Source organism: Lewinella sp. LCG006 (assembly GCF_040784935.1).
Lineage (GTDB): Bacteria > Bacteroidota > Bacteroidia > Chitinophagales > Saprospiraceae > Lewinella.
Genome location: NZ_CP160680.1, coordinates 4,127,954 through 4,145,613 on the forward strand (window position 1 = coordinate 4,127,954; position 17,660 = coordinate 4,145,613).

Annotated in this window: 12 protein-coding genes; 1 reads left to right on the forward strand and 11 read right to left on the reverse strand. The window is 50.5% G+C overall.

Features of this window, described 5'->3' with window-relative positions:
- Positions 1–45: 45 nt before the first annotated feature.
- The 9 genes from AB0L18_RS14890 to AB0L18_RS14930 all read right to left on the reverse strand — a co-directional run bounded on the left by AB0L18_RS14890 (position 46) and on the right by AB0L18_RS14930 (position 14,380).
- Positions 46–3,393 (reverse strand): caspase family protein, encoded by a 3,348-nt coding sequence (locus AB0L18_RS14890; RefSeq protein ID WP_367388097.1) that lies wholly within the window; start codon positions 3,391–3,393, stop codon positions 46–48.
- A 120-nt stretch (positions 3,394–3,513) separates the two neighbouring features.
- Positions 3,514–4,983 (reverse strand): DUF4384 domain-containing protein, encoded by a 1,470-nt coding sequence (locus tag AB0L18_RS14895; RefSeq protein WP_367388098.1) that lies wholly within the window; start codon positions 4,981–4,983, stop codon positions 3,514–3,516.
- A gap of 373 nt (positions 4,984–5,356) precedes the next feature.
- Positions 5,357–6,022, reverse strand: coding sequence for a response regulator (locus tag AB0L18_RS14900; RefSeq protein WP_367388099.1), 666 nt, complete (start codon positions 6,020–6,022; stop codon positions 5,357–5,359).
- Between the two features lie 59 nt (positions 6,023–6,081).
- Positions 6,082–7,866 (reverse strand): tetratricopeptide repeat protein, encoded by a 1,785-nt coding sequence (locus tag AB0L18_RS14905; protein ID WP_367388100.1) that lies wholly within the window; start codon positions 7,864–7,866, stop codon positions 6,082–6,084.
- A gap of 58 nt (positions 7,867–7,924) precedes the next feature.
- Positions 7,925–9,070: a cystathionine gamma-synthase gene (locus tag AB0L18_RS14910; protein WP_367388101.1), complete on the reverse strand. Its 1,146-nt coding sequence runs from the start codon at positions 9,068–9,070 to the stop codon at positions 7,925–7,927.
- 787 nt (positions 9,071–9,857) lie between these two features.
- On the reverse strand, positions 9,858–11,876 hold the full coding sequence (locus AB0L18_RS14915) for a DUF4832 domain-containing protein (RefSeq protein ID WP_367388102.1): 2,019 nt from the start codon (positions 11,874–11,876) through the stop codon (positions 9,858–9,860).
- Positions 11,877–12,047: 171 nt separating this feature from the next.
- The gene (locus tag AB0L18_RS14920) at positions 12,048–13,001 is read right to left on the reverse strand and encodes a transketolase family protein (RefSeq protein ID WP_367388103.1); all 954 of its coding nucleotides are present in this window, start codon (positions 12,999–13,001) and stop codon (positions 12,048–12,050) included.
- 54 nt (positions 13,002–13,055) lie between these two features.
- Entirely contained in the window at positions 13,056–13,898 is an 843-nt protein-coding gene (locus AB0L18_RS14925) for a transketolase (protein WP_367388104.1), read from the reverse strand.
- A 209-nt stretch (positions 13,899–14,107) separates the two neighbouring features.
- A complete protein-coding gene (locus AB0L18_RS14930; protein ID WP_367388105.1) occupies positions 14,108–14,380 on the reverse strand; it encodes an HU family DNA-binding protein in 273 nt (90 codons plus the stop codon).
- A 227-nt stretch (positions 14,381–14,607) separates the two neighbouring features.
- On the opposite strand from AB0L18_RS14930, the gene AB0L18_RS14935 reads away from it, so the two are divergent.
- A complete protein-coding gene (locus AB0L18_RS14935; RefSeq protein WP_367388106.1) occupies positions 14,608–14,799 on the forward strand; it encodes a hypothetical protein in 192 nt (63 codons plus the stop codon).
- Positions 14,800–14,987: 188 nt separating this feature from the next.
- Here the strand turns inward: AB0L18_RS14935 and AB0L18_RS14940 are convergent, their stop codons facing one another.
- The gene (locus tag AB0L18_RS14940) at positions 14,988–16,223 is read right to left on the reverse strand and encodes an ABC transporter permease (RefSeq protein ID WP_367388107.1); all 1,236 of its coding nucleotides are present in this window, start codon (positions 16,221–16,223) and stop codon (positions 14,988–14,990) included.
- A complete protein-coding gene (locus AB0L18_RS14945) occupies positions 16,216–17,649 on the reverse strand; it encodes an ABC transporter permease (RefSeq protein WP_367388108.1) in 1,434 nt (477 codons plus the stop codon). Before AB0L18_RS14945 ends, AB0L18_RS14940 begins: the two co-directional genes overlap by 8 nt.
- Between the last annotated feature and the right edge of the window lie 11 nt (positions 17,650–17,660).

Here is a 17,660-nt window from a genome sequence, read left to right on the forward strand (position 1 = left end):
TTTCAGGGAGTTTTATGTCCACCAAAGGTAGGAAAAATACCCCCATCAACGCCAAACCCCCAACGGGAAATCCTGCCCGAATCCATAACTGGCCGGATACTGCGGCAGCCCCCGGTATTGCTGGGTTAGTTCTGGCACCTGCGTCTCGAGGTACGCTTTCAGTTCATTGACGGTTACGCGGCCGTCGCCGCTATCGGCTTTGCCGCTAAGGCCCTGGAGGAGCGCATAGGTGAATACCCCGTGCCCCAATTGGTCAAACTCCGTCGCAAACTGCTCCGATCCGGAAGATGTCAGCCAATGGGTACCCGTAGCGCGGGCCAGCTGGGCAATGGCTTTTTCTTCGGCAGCACCGCGGGTAGCCAATGCCTCCAAGGCTCCTGCACTCTGGCAGGCATCCAGAATGTAGAGTTGCTTTTGGGCGGCAATTTTAGCGGCCAGGGCTTTCATCTCGTGCGCGGAGATGCCGCGTTGTGCCAGCGCTTCGTCATTGCCGTAGAGTTGCGTCACATCGTAAGGAACCAGGTAGAAGTCTTTCTGCGCGCCTTCGTTCATCACCCCGTGCCCGGCGTAGTAAAAGACGAAAATGTCTTGTGGTCGTGCTGCTTGTTGTACCTGTTCCAGGATGGTAATGATGTTTGCCCGGTCGGCCTGAGCATCGCTCAACTGGTAGGTTTTTACCTGACTGGTAATGGGCATCATGCCTTTGACCAGGGCGGCACGAAAACTTTCGGCATCGGCCGCGGCGTAGTTGAGGTTATAGCGTGGATTTTTGTATTGGTTGATGCCAATCGTCAACAGGTGCAAGGTAATTCCTTGTGCAGGCGCTATCGTCTGTTGCTGTACGGGGGAATAATTGACCTGCAAACGCGCTGCTGCGCTTTCGGTACGCTGGCTATTGACGGCTACTGCCGAAAAAATGTTCTCCCCGGGGAGCAACTTTACCTGAAAAGTCTTTTGGTTATTGGTGGGTACATCATCTTCTACCAGCAGGTTACGCTGCCCCTGACTTACCAGTTTGCCATTGTGGAACAAACGTATTTCAGTGACCCGATCCCCCGGAGCACTTGCGGTAAGTTGTAGTGTAGCATTTTCAGCTTGGGTGCTGATTTGCTCAATGGCTTCATCGTCTTCAACCACCAAATTGCGGGTGCCTTCATGGTAACGAATGCTGATGCTGGGCGGCTCCTGAATGCGGTCGATAATTACCGGAGGTGTTGGCGAGGTGGCTCTCCCCAATAGCTGGCGAGCCAAACCTGGCGTAAAGAAACCTTCATAAAGTTGTTCCAATGGAATGACCTTTTGCCCAATGGCGTACGACATCTTGGCGATCGCACCCGAAGAGCCATCAAAGCGGCCATCGGGAGTGACCAGGGCCCAGTCGTTGTTGGTTTCATAAAGAATCAATGAACCTACGAGTTGGCCACTGCGCGCATCCCACAAGTGGGTGCGATTGTCGATACCAGCCGTGAGTAGAAAGTCGTCACCAATAAAGTCCAGGTAAGCAAAATCTCCGGAGCGGGGAGAGGACAACTGCAGCGTGCGCGTTTGGCTAGCACTACGGGTGTCAATCAGGTGAATCTTCTTGCGTTCAGCGTCGGTAATCGCCAACAATTGGCGTTCTGTATTGTATGCGTATTTACCTACAAGTTCTACTCCCGCCACTGCTTTTGCCGTTAGCGAACGCCCTGTTTTTGCATCCAGTTGATGCAGTCTGAAAGGAACACTTTGTGCTGCGAAAAGCCCCTGTCCGTCGGGGGTAAACGCCAACTGGCCAAAGTAAAGACTTGGTTGCTCCCAGTTGACTTGGCCGGTAGCTACATGGTAGTTGATGAGTTTAGGAGCTTGTCCCTGGTCCGTTCCTCTTTGGGTAAGCACCAATTGTTGGCCGTCGGCAGAAAAAGCAAATTGTTCTTGATAGAAATCCGGTGCGGGTAGATTTTTGGTAAACAACCACGTTTTGTTCTGCGTGTCATAAACACCAGCACCATTATGGCCCACCACTGCCAAGCGGCGTCCATCGGCACTAAAACTGAGTCCTCGGACATTTTTAAAGCTGAGTTTTATGGATCTCGGAATGCGATCACCGCTAAGATCTACCCAGAAAAGGAAATCGCTGAATTCGTTGGCACTCACCATAAAACGCCCATCCGGACTGAGCGCTGCGGTGTTGCCACCAACGGCTTTTTGGACTGGGGTAATTTGAATACTGGGCTTTCCCAAGGTCAGCAAAAGTGCTTTGCCGCGGCTGGCGATGATCCCCGCTTGTTGTAAACTGGCGGCAGTATTGATGGAATAGGGCCGGATAGTAGGTTCTCCAATATATTTCAGTACCGCTAGGTCGGGTAAGCTGTAGTGTACCAACTGATATGGCGCATTGGTAGCGGCTACCAACTGTTGTCCTGCTCCGGCGGCCAGCACCGTGCCGAGTATATCGGGCATGGTACGCATACCTAGCTCACCAGTGCGGTAATTGCCCGTAACCATACTCCCTTTTTTAGGAACCCAATAAAACAATTCCTGAGCGGGAAGAAAGCCGATTCTGCTGACAAATGCATTGATCAAGCTAGGTTCAAGGTCTGAAGCAGGGACAATCTTTTCCCAAACTTTTTGCCCAGTGAGGGTCTTAGCGGCCATCGTCAGTTGCTGATTCGCGATACTGGCGTAAAAGAGGTTGCCGTTGGGCAAAAAAGTACGGGCACCAGCTAGGAGCTGGGTACTTTTGGTGGAGAGGTTGAGCAAAACACCATTGCCGTCCATCAAAGCCAGCAACAATTGATTTTGATCGGAAGAAAAGCTGATGGCCGCAGTGACTAGTGTGGACGTTCCTTTCTGTTGGTAACTGCCTGTCGACTGGGGAGTAGCCGTAGGGCTGTCCAACCGCCAAAATTCGACGGGCGGGTCCACATTGTAGTTGTGGTCTTTGCGGGTAGTATAGTACAAATAAGGCTGGGTAGGATGATAGGCCAGCGAGTAATTTTGCCAGGTCTTGATTTCTCTTACGACCTTAAGTTGCTGTATATCGATGATGTAAAGCCGGTAGTAAGCAGCCACTGCCAGGTAGCGGCTGTCCGCAGAAAAGGACAAAGCACGGATATTCGACTCCGTAGGCAGCGAAAGTAATTCGCGGCCCGTAGGGAGATCATAAATTTTACAAGACTGGTCAAAACTCCCTGAAGCTACCAACCGCCCGTCGGGGCTGATGACCACCTGGCTGATATCCTTCACATGTCCCGATGGTACCAGCAGGCGGGTTGTACTTTGGGCCGTCAGCGAGAAGGAAGCGAAAAAAAAGGCCAAAATGAGTAGTGTAAACCCGATTTCAGATGCTTGCTTGGAGGATGTTGCTGGTAAGGCACGCAAGTAATTCGAGGATAACTTTGATAGGGAATTCATAGAGAAAATTTATCGGTAGTTAGTGTAGATTGGGCTTCAGCCCGATTGTGAATTGCACGTTCGGGCTGAAGCCCAAGCTACGTGTACTGCAAACAGCGTAGCCTCTTACTTTAACATTAGCTACTGATGCTCGATCTCCACCATCAACGGTACCACACTCCCCGCAGTCGTTGGCGGCAGCACAAAGGAAGCTCCCCCGGCTTGATAATCTACCAGTGCCGGGTCGCTGAGTTTACTTCCCAAAGCAGCCCTGATTTTTGCCGTCAGGCTACCCGCCGTGCCTTCCATTGTGCGCTGGATTTGAGCAACGTTCAATGGTTCTTTACTAAAAAGGACAAGCAGGTAGTCGGTGCCTGGCTGGTTGTCCATGCGGATGACTTTGGTGTCGCTGGGGAAAGCTACGGTGGAATTGGGACCGATATGAGGAGACATGCCGTCGTCGTAAGGCAGTATTTTGTTGATTTTCTGGGTTTGGTCGGTAGCGAAGGCATAGATGTAGCTTTCGTTGTTGGCGGTCAGGTAGAAACGGAAGCGCGTGCCGGAAGGGTAGGCACTGTTCATACGATAAGCCACGAGGGCCTCGGTCCCGGCGTTTTCTTCTTCCACAAAAAGGTTGCGCGTTGAGACCCGACTGAGTGGCATGGCCTGACCCGTATTTTGTTCAAAACGGATGGCACCGGAAAAGTTGTTGACCGGTGCAGGAGCAGGACTGGGCGTAGGTGTAGGACTGGGTGCGGGTGCCGCAGCGCGGGGGTAGGCTTGCAATGCACCTAGTGCCCAGGTGGCATAATCCTGGTACCTGATCCATACGTAGCCACCATCACACCAATCTGGGCCCCAGCTGTTGAGTACGCGGAAAGCACCTCCTCCAACGGTATCATCATAACCAACAATACACATGGCGTGGCGGCCGTGATCACCACTGGGGCCACTATCGCTGGCCGCGGGTATCCAAATTTTGGCAGGACTGTAAAAGCTTTCGGGAACGATCATGGCTAGTAATACGGGGAACCCTTCGGCCAGCGATTTTTTAGTAGCATTGATCCGAAAAAGGGCGTCGGCATCATCGGGTAAAAACAAAATTTGGTAATCACTGATGGTGAATGTGGGAGCTTCCAAGAGGGCATCACGACTCAGGGGGGCAGCACACTGATAAGGCATGGTCTGGTTGGTCGCCACACCTACGGTCTTGAGCAACTCCAGGGCCATTACGGGGTTAGAACCTCCGGCGCAGGTATCATCTCCGGCGTCTTTGATTTGCTCGTAAACAAAACTGGGAGAAAGTACGAGCTGGTCGATTTTACGCTTGTCGGTTTCATTGAGTTGCCTGGCCAACAGTATGGTGCGCAAATGATAGGCCGTAGCAAAGGCGGTACAAGTACTATAATTGCCTTGGTCTCCTGGCGTTGGAGCGTAAGCTTCAAGACTGGCTTTGGCCGGCAGGCTTTGATAGCTGGTGCTGGCCAGCTTCATCTTATAGGGCGTGCCCCGGTAACTGGGAACATCAAAATTGAGGCCCAGCCCGCCGGGCTGAGCCCCCAGGGGGAGTATCACAACAAAACATGTCAAGGTTAGAATAAAGTGTCGCATGGGATGATAATTTAGTCAGGTTTGATGGGGGGTCGATGCTAAATCATTGGTAATCAAATCAAACTTTCCTGTACAGGGTGTTAAGTACGAGGTACTTGGTATAGGGTAGGCTATCAAATTTGATGACAAATCAGGTTGCGCGTGGCTTTAGCCCGCAACTAGTAGTCTTCGTTCTATAAGTGCAGAATAAAGCCCGCGCAACCTGGCTCAAGGCAACTTTACTCAGCAATAGTGATAGACCTTTTATTAACGCTAAGGTCGGTATTGAAATTAGATGATGGAATACGATAAACTGCGTAGTTTTTGGTGCGAATGCGGCCAGCGGCCTAAAGGAGGTACTAAGTACCAGGTACCAAGTACTGTGATGCAAACCTCACCCAATAATCCCCAGGTCACGCCCCTTGTCGATGGCGGCGATTTTGTTGTGGACTTGTAGCTTGCGGTAGATATTTTCGATGTGTTTGCGGATAGTACCTTCGCTGAGGTGCAGGTTGGCGGCAATCTCACGGTAGCGCAGACCTAGGCTCAGGTGTTCGAGGATTTCCTGCTCGCGAAGACTCAGGTCGGTAGTTGTTGTCGTAGTCGTGGGGGTAAGAGGAGTGGGTGCTTGGCGCAATAACAAAAGGGCTCGCCGAGCGACGGAAGGAGACATGGGCGCGCCACCCGTGAGTGCCTCGCGAATACTGCGGTGAAGCTGCTCGGGTTCGGCATCTTTGAGCAAGTAGCCATCGGCACCAGCGAGGATGGCCTTAAAAATGTGATCATCGTCGTCGAAGACGGTGGTCATGATGATTTTTACCTGTGGATGCCGGGCTTTGAGGCGGCTGGTGGTTGCAATACCATCGAGTCGCGGCATTTTGATGTCCATCAAGACCACATGCGGCAAGGAGGGCAAGCTAGCCAACTGTGTGAGCAACTGCTCTCCATCGAGGGCGTGCCCGGTCACGTAAAAGGTTTCGTCTTGGGCCAGTTTACTTTTCAGGAGCGTGGCGAGACGAGGAATATCTTCTGCGAGATGAACATGGATAAGCGGTTGCATGGCGTACGATTATTCTACAACAAAACTAGCCATTTTAGCGCGTTTCACAATACGGACAATTACGTATTCTCGGCGGGCATGATCACCTTGATGCTCGTACCATCGGCAGAGGAGGTCATTTGAAAAGTAGCACCCATCTCTTTGGCTCGTTCCTGCATATTGGGGAGCCCATAGCCAGTAGAAGCACTTTCAGGGTCAAACCCCGATCCGTTGTCGGTAATCTCCATGGTGAGGGCAGGTTGCTGGGTGAACCGGAGGGATATTTCATTGGCCTGCCCGTGCCGGATAGCGTTGTTGATGCTTTCCTGGGCAATCCGAAAAAGATGTAGTAGATAGGAAGACCGCAGGCGGCTGTCAGCTAATTCCGGCGACCAGAACAAGTGCAGGGTGCAGGTGTCGGAAAGGCGGCTGGCGTAGCCGCGTAGTCGCACGGCCAAGCCGGGGATGGTATCTTCCTCGGCTCGGATAGCCCAAATGGTTTCGCGCAATTCAGACATCACCTTACGAGTATCCTGGCGAATTTCTTCCAGTGCTGCCTGTTGAACAGGAGTAGGGCTCTGTTGCGCCTGCTGCCCCAGGGCCTCCCCAATGAGGGTGAGCTCGGCCCCCAGGTGATCATGGAGGTCGCGGGAAATACGTAGGCGGTCTTCCCGTAAACGGTTGTCGCTTTCCGAGCGGAGGAGTTGTTCCCGGAGCTGGTTGGCCTGCCTTGTTTGTTGCTGACGATAGTAAACAAAGATGAGGGAGATGGCCAGAAGGATACTGCTGAGCCCCAGCAAAATAACGGCCGAGGTACGTTGCCGGACGCGCAGTTTTTCACGCGTCAGCGCTTCTTCGCGTTGTACGGCGGCGTATTTTTCTTGCATTTCGGCGATCTGTGCCGTCCTTTCTCCATTGAAGAGGCTGTCTTGAAGATTGTGTGCCTGCTGCTGCCAGTGAAGGGCATCCTGGTATTGGCCCAACTGGGAATAAGCCGTAGTAAGTTGTAGCATGGTATGGCGGCTAAGGTCATCGAAGGCCAGTGCCCTGCTTTTTTGTAAGCTTTCCTTGAAGGGTAAAATAGCCTCTTGGGGCTTGCCCGCCAGGAGCAGGATTTCGCCCAGGTTATTGATATTGACCGCAACCCCTTGCCGGTCGTTGATAGATTGTCGGATCGTTGTCGATTGCTGAAGAAAGTCGACGGCTTCCTCGAATTGCTGGCGTTCGGTAGCTACCGTGGCAAGGTTGGCAAGTACGTAGCCAAGGCCAATGCTGTCGCGAATGCTTTGTCGCAAGCGCCATACTATTTTAAAGAGACTGTCGGCGGGATCGAGTTGGCCGCGGCGCAGGTGCAACAACCCACGATTATCGAGGGAAGTGATGAAGCAAATACTATCATGGGCCTGCCCACACAGTTGAAAAGCTTGGTCGAGGTAACTGAAGGCTTTTTCCGGTTGTTGGTTTTTAGAGGCGAAGATGGCCAACTCGTTGAGTACCCTCCCCTGGCCGCTGGCGTCATTGAGGCGCTTGTAGGCATCCAACGATCGTTGGTAATAGTCGAGGGACGCTTCGTAATTGCCTTGGGAATAAGAGACGATACCCAGGTTTTTGAGGGTGGCGGCTGCCAGGGTATCGTAGCCCGCCTTTTCACAGATGGCTAATGCCCGCTCCCCGAGTGCTTCAGCCTCGTCGAAGTCTTTGCTATATAGTTGGTACCATTGTTCATTGACGCGTTCGACCAGCTCTCGGTCAGAGAGCTGGTCGAAGTGCAGGAATAAACTATCTGTAGGTTGGCCCCACAAGCAGCCCACACCAGCGAGCAATATTCCTAAGCAAAAAAATCGGAGATCCACCGTGTTTTTCATCGTCGGAAGTTACAATCTTCCGCGGGATTATTTAAAAAAATGTCCCGATGAAACAAGGCTACACATTGCGAAACGCTTCCTCCAAATCAGCGATCAGGTCGTCTACATCTTCTATTCCTATGCTGAGGCGAATGAGGCTGTCGGTAAGGCCTACCTTGAGGCGCTCGGCTTTCGGTATCGAAGCGTGGGTCATACTAGCGGGATGCCCAATAAGGCTTTCAACACCACCCAGGCTTTCGGCCAGGGTAAAATACCGGGTGTTGGCCAGCACTTTATTGGCGGTTTCAAAGGTACCCTTGGGGAAATCAAACGAAACCATGCCCCCGAAGTCTTTCATCTGCCGCTTGGCGAGTTCGTGCTGGGGGTGGTCTTTCAGGCCAGGGTAGTACACCTTACCTACCTTGGGATGAGCCACCAGGTATTTGGCTATTTTCCGAGCATTCTTGCACGAACGCTCTACCCGTAAATGCAGTGTTTTTATACCCCGCAACATCAGGAAACAATCTTGTGGGCCAGGTACTGCACCAACGGCATTTTGTAAAAAATACAACTGCTCGGCAATTTTGTCCTTGTTCACAATCACCGCACCCATCACCACATCGCTATGGCCACCAAGGTATTTGGTTGCCGAGTGGAGAACGATATCCGCACCCATGTCCAGTGGATTTTGTAGCACCGGGCTGGCAAAAGTGTTATCTACACAAGTCATGATCCCCTTGACTTTGGCAATGGCCGTCACGGTTTCAATGTCTACCAGCTTCAGCATGGGGTTGGTAGGCGTTTCAATCCAGATGAGCTTGGTATTTTTGTTGATCTGCTTTTGGAGTTTATCCATGTTGGCCAGATCAACAAAGTGTGCTTTGATGCCGTAGCGCTGGTGTACTTTCACCATTTGTCGGTAAGATCCGCCGTACAAATCACTCGTAGCAATGATTTCATCACCAGGTTCCAAAAGTCGCATCACAGCATCCATCGCAGCCAGTCCACTGCTAAAAGCTATGGCGTGCTTACCGTTCTCCAGACGAGCCAGGTTGCGCTCCAAGGCCGAGCGGGTAGGGTTCTGGGTACGGGCGTACTCAAAGCCTTTGTGCTTGCCGGGCTCTTCCTGTGCGTAGGTAGAAGTTTGGTAAATAGGAGTCATCACTGCCCCTGTGGCAGGATCAGGAGAAAGACCAGCGTGAATGCACTTCGTTCCGAATTTCATCTTGCGGATAGGTTCTAATGGTTAGGAATCTTGCAATGAGGCCGCAAAGGTAAGGGGATTGGATTAGATTTTTAATGAGAAGTTGGATAAGTTTACATTGCTATGAGGTAATGTGAGCCTTCGTCTTTATTAGGGGCCATGCCTTCTACCGTCCCTACCTTTCTAGTCGGGACGGGAGAAGGCACCGGGCTATCTGCTCTTTCCGCTCCATAGAATCGGGTTTCAAACCCAATTCTATGGAGCGAAACCGCGTCTATCCCTTGTCCACGGTTCGTCCCGGGTTCCGTACTTTGACCTCTGGCCTGCGCACTTCCGTCGTGTCAATGCATGAATGTATTTATACGAATGGGCTTCCACCTGATCGTACCAATACGATCATACGATTAGCATCAAAGTCGGATCCCGATAGATCTATCGGGAGGAGGTCAGAGGTCGGAAGTAGTGGGACACACAAGGACCAAGAGGAGAGCAATCCACTAGGTAAACCTAATACTTCCGACTTCCCACTTCCGACTTCCGACTTCCGATTTAGCCCCTGCCTGATCGTACCAATACGATCATACGATTAGCATCAAAGTCGGATCCCGATAGCTCTATATGGAGGAGGTCAGAGGTCGGAAGTAGTCGGACACACGAATACCAGGAGAAGAGCAAGCCACTAGGTAAACCTAATACTTCCGACTTCCGACTCCCCACTTCCGACTTCCGATTTAGCCCCTGCCTGATCGTACCAATACGATCATACGATTGAGCATCTCCCCCTCTGTGAAAAACGCAATCTCCCCCTTTACTCCACCACTACGCTGACAAGCTCTTGGTGTTCCGCATCGCTACAGCGGACGAAATACAAACCAGGCGCCAAGTTCAGGCTCAAGGGTAAGCGCGTTTCCTCAAAATTGTGGTTTTGCCGCCAAACTCGCTGCCCTTTACTATCAAAAATTTCTACCAGGGCAAGCTGTAATTGGGTACTCTCAAGATAAAAAATACCGTTGCTAGGGTTAGGAAATACGGTTAGTTTGGCAATAGGGGCAGGTGTGTTTACCGAGCGAATAACGGAATAACTATAGCGGCCATCCCAATCTATTTGCTTGAGGCGATAGAAATAGTTTGGTTCATAAAAAGGGCCGTGATCGGTATATTGATAATTGCCACCATTGGTCAAGTCGCTGTCTACCCAGCCGATGGTCGCGAAATCTTGGCCGTTGGTGCTGCGTTCTACCTGAAAACCCCGGTTGCTGTCTTCTTCTCCCACTTTCCAATAGAGCCTACTGGTTTTGTCGGTAGCTAAAGCGCTAAAGTTGAGCCAGGTAACGGGTAAGGGCGATAGGCTACTAAAGGTCGTGGAACCCGCACAAGCTGATCCTGCCGCAGTATTGTTTACCGTAATGGTATGCCCAAGTTGATTAAAACCAGTGCTGCTTTCCCACACATCGTCGGAGTTTGGGAGGATATTCGCAAGACGGATAGAATAGTCTGGGTTTCCGTAAAGGGTGGGTTCGGGATCAGGTAAATGGAGCAAGAGTTCATATTGTCCCAATGGCATATCGGCTGGTAAGCAAAAAGTCTGATCCAGATTGGTGGTCGTTCCGGGCTGCCATTGCTGGGGATTACTACTGGGAGCTGCATAATACCGATCGCTAGTAGCCGTATTAAGCAAAATGTACTCCACCCCGCGAGGATTGTAGGGAGCGGCATAACCTTCATTCGTGACACTCAGGTTGAGTGTTATCTGCTGACCAGGTTGTGCTTCTGCCGGGAAATTGCCTGATTGCAGCACAAAACGATAGCCCAATTTTCGTTTGATTTCGTCCAGGCAAACGCCTGTCCATTGGTTGTTGACGGCGGCGTTGTTGTAATCAGAATTGAGGAAAGAATAATGGAAAAGCGCCAGATCGGTATCTGCGCGGCCGCCATCGGCACTGCATTGCTCATCGCCAGCGATATCTACATTGGCCGCACAGGTTTCTCCCCCCACTACGACCGCCTGTGAATCCTGAGCTTTATACGTCCTCAAGTCCGTCACCATGGTGGCGTGGGCCGCTGACCATTGATCGTAATTGGTAAAAGTGCCAAAATCTGTATTACTGGCTAAAAAACAGTCATTATGAAACCCGATCCTGCCCCCGCTTGGGGCACTGTTGGTGGGAGCGGTATTACCGTAGACAAACTTTTGTTTTTGTTGTGGATAGCGCACCTGAATCATCCTGTTTTGAGGAAGAGCAGCCAGCAGGGCGGTGATGATCTCCGCACGATCATCCCAATTTTGAGCATCCAGATAGCCTGCTCCTGCTCCGGAAGCATCACCAAAGTAATCGGTGTAGTAACCCTCGCCGTAAATGCCAATAAAACCCAATTGAACAGTCGCGATAATATCTGTATTGCTGGAAAGCAAGGGTGCCAACTGGGCAATATGACCAAGTATCCTGGTTTTGCTGGCATCACCATAAGAGGGCATTTCAGTATAATCATTGGTGTAGGAAAAGCGCACAATCAGTTTTGCGCCAGCATTACGAACGGTATTGAAGTCCGTCTGCATATCGTCCAGAAAGGTTGCGGAGATAGGCGCATCCACAAAGTCCGTGAGCATAAAATACCGATAGACCAAAGTGCTATGCACCTGGTAATTGCCATTCCAGGGGGTAAACTCGTTTCGCAAACCGGCAATACCACCTTCATCGAGGAGCCCATCGTCGGAATTGGTCGGATAATAGAAACCCCGCTCCGGATTGGGAAAGTCAAGGGACGAGCTGGTGTAAGTGACAGTGGTTTGCGCTGCGAGGGAAAAGGCGAAAAAAAGGCAGCTCAAAAAAAAGGTCGATTTTTTATAGTGTATTGAGGCCATTTTGGAAGAGGTTCAGGTATAATCAATATTGTGATGGGAGCCCATCTTACAAAAAAAACAGGTAAAGATGCCATTTATTGCTTCTCTACCTGTTTCATGGATTTGGAATCGCGACGCGTCGTGTCTCCACACATCTTATTTCCGCGCAAGTGCACGCTTGGCCGCCTTCACCACATCGGCTACACTGAGACCATATTTGTCTAGCAATTCGGCTGGCGTACCGCTTTCGCCGAAGGAATCATTGACGGCCACGAATTCCTGCGGAACAGGGTGCTTGCTCGTCAGTACCTGAGCAATAGCGTCACCGAGGCCACCCATGCGGTTGTGTTCTTCACAACTGACGGCACAGCCTGTTTTTTTGACTGATGCTAAGATGGCTTCTTCATCCAGTGGTTTGATGGTATGGATGTTGATTAAGTCAACGCTGATACCTTCTTTGGCCAGTTCCTTAGCCGCTTCAACGGCCTGCCAAACCATGTGCCCTGTAGCGAAGATGGAGATGTCCGAACCTTCGGCCATGTGCAAGGCTTTGCCAATTTCAAAAGGCATATTTTCGGTAAACATCGGCCAACTAGGGCGACCAAAACGCAGGTACACGGGGCCGTGATGATCCGCAATAGCCATCGTTGCTGCTTTGGTCTGGTGGTAGTCACAAGGATTGATCACCGTCATTCCGGGCAGCATACGCATCATCCCAATGTCTTCCAGTATCTGATGGGTAGCACCATCTTCCCCCAAAGTAAGACCCGCATGGCTAGCACAAATCTTGACATTCTTGTGGCTGTAAGCTATCGACTGACGAATCTGATCGTAAACCCGACCCGTTGAGAAGTTGGCAAAAGTGGTGGTGTAAGGAATCTTACCACCGTTGGCCAAACCAGCGGCAATACACATCATATTAGCCTCTGCAATACCTACCTGGAAATACCGCTCGGGGTGATCAGCGATGAAGTTTTCAATTTTTAAAGATCCCGCCAAGTCCGCAGTCAGGACGACGAGTTGTTCGTTGTCGCCAGAAATGGCATCAATACCGGCACCAAACCCATCTCGGGTTGCTTTTTTACCGGTGCTTACTATATTATCGAGCATGATTGTTTGATATTAGGTTTAACGCGCCTGGGCACGTAGTAACTTGAGCATGAATTAATAGTCCCCTAAGGTTTCTTCCAACTGGGCCATGGCTTTGGCGGTCAGTTCGGCATCCGGTGCTTTTCCGTGCCACTTGTGGGTACCTTCCATATAATCAACGCCCTTACCCATTTCGGTTTTCATGTCGATAAAGATAGGTTTGCCTTTACCGGCAAGTGCTTTGGCTTTGTTAAGGGTGGCTACTACCTCTTCCATGTTGTTGCCGTCCATGCGGAGTACTTCCCAGCCGAAGGCAGCGTATTTTTCTCCCAGATCCCCCATGTCAAGTACCTCGTCGAGGCTACCGTCGATTTGCTGGTTGTTGCGGTCCACAATGGCAATGAGGTTGTCTACTTTATTGTGTGGTGCAAACATTACTGCTTCCCAAACCTGCCCTTCCTCCTGCTCACCGTCGCCCATCAGGCAGAAAACAAGCTGAGGGTCCTTGTTGAGTTTTTTAGCAAGTGCGGCCCCGATGGCTACACTGAGGCCTTGTCCTAACGAACCTGAAGCCGTACGTACACCTGGCAAGCCCTCGTGTGTAGTAGGGTGCCCCTGGAGGCGCGTATTCAGTTTACGAAAAGTAGCCAGTTCTTTTACGGGGAAGTAGCCACTGCGGGCCAGTACGCTGTACCAAACCGGAGAGATGTGGCCATTAGAAAGATAGAACATATCTTCTTGGTCGCCACTCATGTTGAAGTTGTTGTTGTGTTTCATTACTTCAAAATAGAGGGCCACAAGGAGGTCGGCACAGCCAAGGGATCCTCCTGGATGCCCGGATTGGGCATCAGCTACCTGCCGGACAATGTCGCGTCGCACTTGTGATGCAATCGACTTTAATTCTGCAATGTTTGCCATGATAGGAAATTATTTTAGCGGATAAACCACCGTTTTGCGCAATACTCAGCTACGGCGGATCAGATGGAACGAAGTTACTGCAAAGATTTGGCTGAGAAAAATAAAGTTAGTTTAGGAACTAAAATAAGTATGTGTTTTTCCGAAGCCAAAACAAAAGGGCAACCCAGTTTCCTGAGTTGCCCTTTTAGTTATAAAACGAACCAGCTGAATTAGTTCAGGGCGTCCGTTAGTTTCTTACCAGCTTTGAACTTAGCTAAGCTCTTAGCGCCGATCTGGATAGTTTCACCCGTTTGTGGGTTACGGCCAGAACGTGCAGCACGGTGGCTTACGCTAAAGGTGCCAAACCCGATCAAAGTTACAGAGTCGTCATTCTTGAGGGCCTCGGTGATTCCGTCTAATACGGCATTCAGAGCGTCTTCTGCTTGTCCTTTGGTAATGCTCGCTGAGTCAGCGATCTTGCTAATCAAATCTCCCTTATTCATTAATAATAGTTTTGGTTTAGGAAAATTGTGGAGGCAAATTTAAGCTTACGTTTGAATTACACAACCCCAAAGCCCTTATTTTCTTGAAAAAAGTGGAAGTTAAGGGTGCTTTTTTTTGGCTTATAATCCTTTTGCGTATACTTTTGGGCTTTACTCGTACTTTTTTACGGCTGATTTGCGTTTTAGCAGCACTTCCTTCGCAAGGAATAATCAGTGAAAATAATTTTATGAAACGTCTATTGTATCTGTTTTTGGCCATTTTGCTCATTGCGGGAACCAGTTCCCTCCAAAGCTGTAGCCGCAAATCTGGTTGCCCTGCCTATGAAACCACCAAAGTGAAAACCAAGCGCAACGGTAACCTCTCTAATCGAAAAGGATCAAGTGAGCTTTTTCCTAAAAAGATGCGTAGAAAGGGGTAAAGGTGTAAGCGTTATAAAAGTGTAAGGGTGTAAAAGTTTTAGTAGCATTTTCTGGACGCCGTTCCCTTCTAACATCGGAAGTGTTTTGCCTGAAGGGTTACGCTAATAGCTTACGTCCAGACTGAAGGTAAGGTGATGCCAAAGGTCAAACGACGTTTACACTTTTACACCCACCCAACCCTTACACTCTAACCTTCCTCACTCACCGCCTCTCCCAACAGATTAAAAATGGTGACCGTAAGGAAAATAGCCATGCCAGGAAATACGGCCAGCCACCAGGCATTGGGCGCCGAACGTGCAAAGCGCAGTAGTTTGCCCCAACTGGCCACATCGGCGGGCATACCGATGCCTAAAAAGGATAGGCTGGCTTCAACGAGAATTGCACCTGCAATACCAAAGGAAAGTGCTACGTATACGGGGCCTAAGGCATTGGGTAGCGCGTGCCGCCAGAGACTACGCATCGGAGACGCGCCCAAGACCTTGGCGGCCTGAATGTACTCCAATGATCGGATTTGTAGCATCTCGCCCCTCACAAAACGGGCAATCCCCGACCAGCTGAGCAATCCAAGTATCACGATGATAGCCAGCGTGCTGGGTTTGGGAACAATGGCTACAATAGCCAACAACAGGAGCAAAGCAGGAATGGAATTGATGGTTTCTATGGCGCGCATGACCAGCATGTCTATCGGGAGTGTGACTTGTTTATGGGTCGTAACCAGCTTTCCGCCCAACCAACTGCCTAGGAGTGAAGCCAAGGCGGTGAAAAACAAACCACCGGCAAAATAAGGGATCTCCTGGTCGGTATCCAACAAGGGGCGGCGTACCAAAAATCCCCAATACAAGCCCAATAGTAAGCCAAATAGCAGACCCCAAGCCTGGGAACGCTTGATACGAAGCCCCGTATTACCAAAATAGCCAGCCAAGCTACCCAGAGGGATACCAATGATACAGGCCAAGAGCATCGATAAAATGCCAATCATCAAGGCTATGCGGGTACCCCAGATCATTCCAGACAACACATCTCGGCCTTGGTGGTCGGTACCCAACCAATGACGGTAGCGTAAGCTTTTGACTTTTTGCGCACCAAGAGGACTCGTGTAACGGTTGTTGTACAAGTCGATTTGGTTAGGCCCATAAGGCACTGGTGGCCAGAAATCTCCTTCTAGATTGAGTTCATTCCAGCGCAGGTTCGCCTGGCCGGCGGGCCACTGGCTGATGCCCAAATCAACGGCTATGGCCCGGAATAAGGGAGCATGCCATTGGTCGTTGTATTTGCAGAAGTAGGGTTTGTCGTTGGCGAGGATATTAGCAAATACCGCTATGAGTACAAAGAAATACAATCCTCTCTTGGCCCAGCGCCAGGAACGGCGGCGACTGATTCGGCGCAGCAACTGTCGTTGCAATCTTTTTACCGAGCTAAACATGTACTTCCTGGTTTTGTTGGTGGAGCTGCACCCGGGGGTCGGCCCAGGCATAGAGAAGGTCGGCCAAAAGGATGCCTACGATCGTCAAAATGGAGGTCAACAGCAGAAGCGCATAAACAATGGGCCAGTCTTTGCTCGTAATAGAATTAATGGTCAGCAAGCCTACTCCCGGAATGTTGAAAATTTGTTCAATGATAATGGCTCCGGCAATCGCCCGGGGCAGTAAGCTGCCAAACATGGTGATGAGTGGAAATAAAGCATTGGGAAAGGCGTGTTTCCACAGTACTTGCCTTTGTGAAAGTCCTTTGGCCCGGGCGGTGCGGATAAAATCCGATTGTAAGATACGAACCATAGAGGCCCTTACCTGTCGGGTTACGTAGGCCAGGGTACCATATACCATACAAAAAACAGGAAGAAAGAAGTGATGTACCCGAACTCCCAGGCCTTCTATCCAGCTGGCTTCAGGATTAATTTCTCCAACACCCATACTGGGGAATAAATTTAGCCATTCGGGGCTTGTAAGGAACTGACTTAACAAGGTGGCTACCCAAAAGCTAGGCAAGGCATAGAGGAAAAACAGGCCGATGTTCAGGCGGCGTTCAAAACCAGTGCCAGCTTTAAGCGCAGCGTACACGCCTAGTGGAATGGCCAGTAGGTAAGCAATCAATATAGCACTCAGGTTGAGCCTCAAAGTCCAGGAAATAGCGGCACTAATTTTCTCGGCGACATCCTGAGAAGTAATTGTGCTTACGCCCAAATCACCATTGATGATCTTCCACAGCCAGGTATGGTACTGATTCTTACTGCCATTCCATTGGAATGCTGGCAAATATCGCTTCCACGAAGCGGGCGCAGCCTCCAGCGCATGGAAGTTCGTTATTAGTTGGTTCACTTCTTGTGCTCCCATTCGGGCGAGGGTCGTATCTAGCCTGACTTGTTCTTCCAAGCTTGCTAAACTCGCCTTAATGTTGGGTACTTGGTATTGATAACCAAGGTTTTCCAATACACGACGCGCTTCAATGAGCGCGTCGCTGTGATGGGAAAGATCCGTTCGATTAAAGAGGATGCGCAAAGTGCGTAGTTGCTGGAAATAGGCTTGTGTAAGGGGCCAGTCGTTGGGAAATTGCCCAATGAGGCGACGAACATTGGCCTGGTCGGCTAGGGGAAGTATCCGATGCAGGGTGTCGGGATAGGCAGCTGTGTGTAGACTAAAATAGAAGAAGGGCAGATCCAGCCCTTCTTCTTTTGCCAACCGAAGGTAGGCATTGAGGTAATTCTCGTAAGATTGAACACCATCTTGTGGCGGTGGCAACCTTTGAGCGATGGGGTCACCCGGTGTACACTGATTGAGCCCAAATGCCAGTAGCGAAACGACGAGTAGGGTAGGGATCAATAATATCAGCCTTCTCAGGGTATACCTCAGCATCAAGCAGGAAT

Excerpts from the sequence above, each read along its gene's own strand:
- AB0L18_RS14890 (WP_367388097.1), bottom strand. The coding sequence starts at position 3,393 with ATGAATTCCCTATCAAAGTTATCCTCGAATTACTTGCGTGCCTTACCA.
- AB0L18_RS14895 (WP_367388098.1), bottom strand. The coding sequence starts at position 4,983 with ATGCGACACTTTATTCTAACCTTGACATGTTTTGTTGTGATACTCCCC.
- AB0L18_RS14900 (WP_367388099.1), bottom strand. The coding sequence starts at position 6,022 with ATGCAACCGCTTATCCATGTTCATCTCGCAGAAGATATTCCTCGTCTC.
- AB0L18_RS14905 (WP_367388100.1), bottom strand. The coding sequence starts at position 7,866 with ATGAAAAACACGGTGGATCTCCGATTTTTTTGCTTAGGAATATTGCTC.
- AB0L18_RS14910 (WP_367388101.1), bottom strand. The coding sequence starts at position 9,070 with ATGAAATTCGGAACGAAGTGCATTCACGCTGGTCTTTCTCCTGATCCT.
- AB0L18_RS14920 (WP_367388103.1), bottom strand. The coding sequence starts at position 13,001 with ATGCTCGATAATATAGTAAGCACCGGTAAAAAAGCAACCCGAGATGGG.
- AB0L18_RS14925 (WP_367388104.1), bottom strand. The coding sequence starts at position 13,898 with ATGGCAAACATTGCAGAATTAAAGTCGATTGCATCACAAGTGCGACGC.
- AB0L18_RS14930 (WP_367388105.1), bottom strand. The coding sequence starts at position 14,380 with ATGAATAAGGGAGATTTGATTAGCAAGATCGCTGACTCAGCGAGCATT.
- AB0L18_RS14935 (WP_367388106.1), top strand. The coding sequence starts at position 14,608 with ATGAAACGTCTATTGTATCTGTTTTTGGCCATTTTGCTCATTGCGGGA.
- AB0L18_RS14940 (WP_367388107.1), bottom strand. The coding sequence starts at position 16,223 with ATGTTTAGCTCGGTAAAAAGATTGCAACGACAGTTGCTGCGCCGAATC.
- AB0L18_RS14945 (WP_367388108.1), bottom strand. The coding sequence starts at position 17,649 with ATGCTGAGGTATACCCTGAGAAGGCTGATATTATTGATCCCTACCCTA.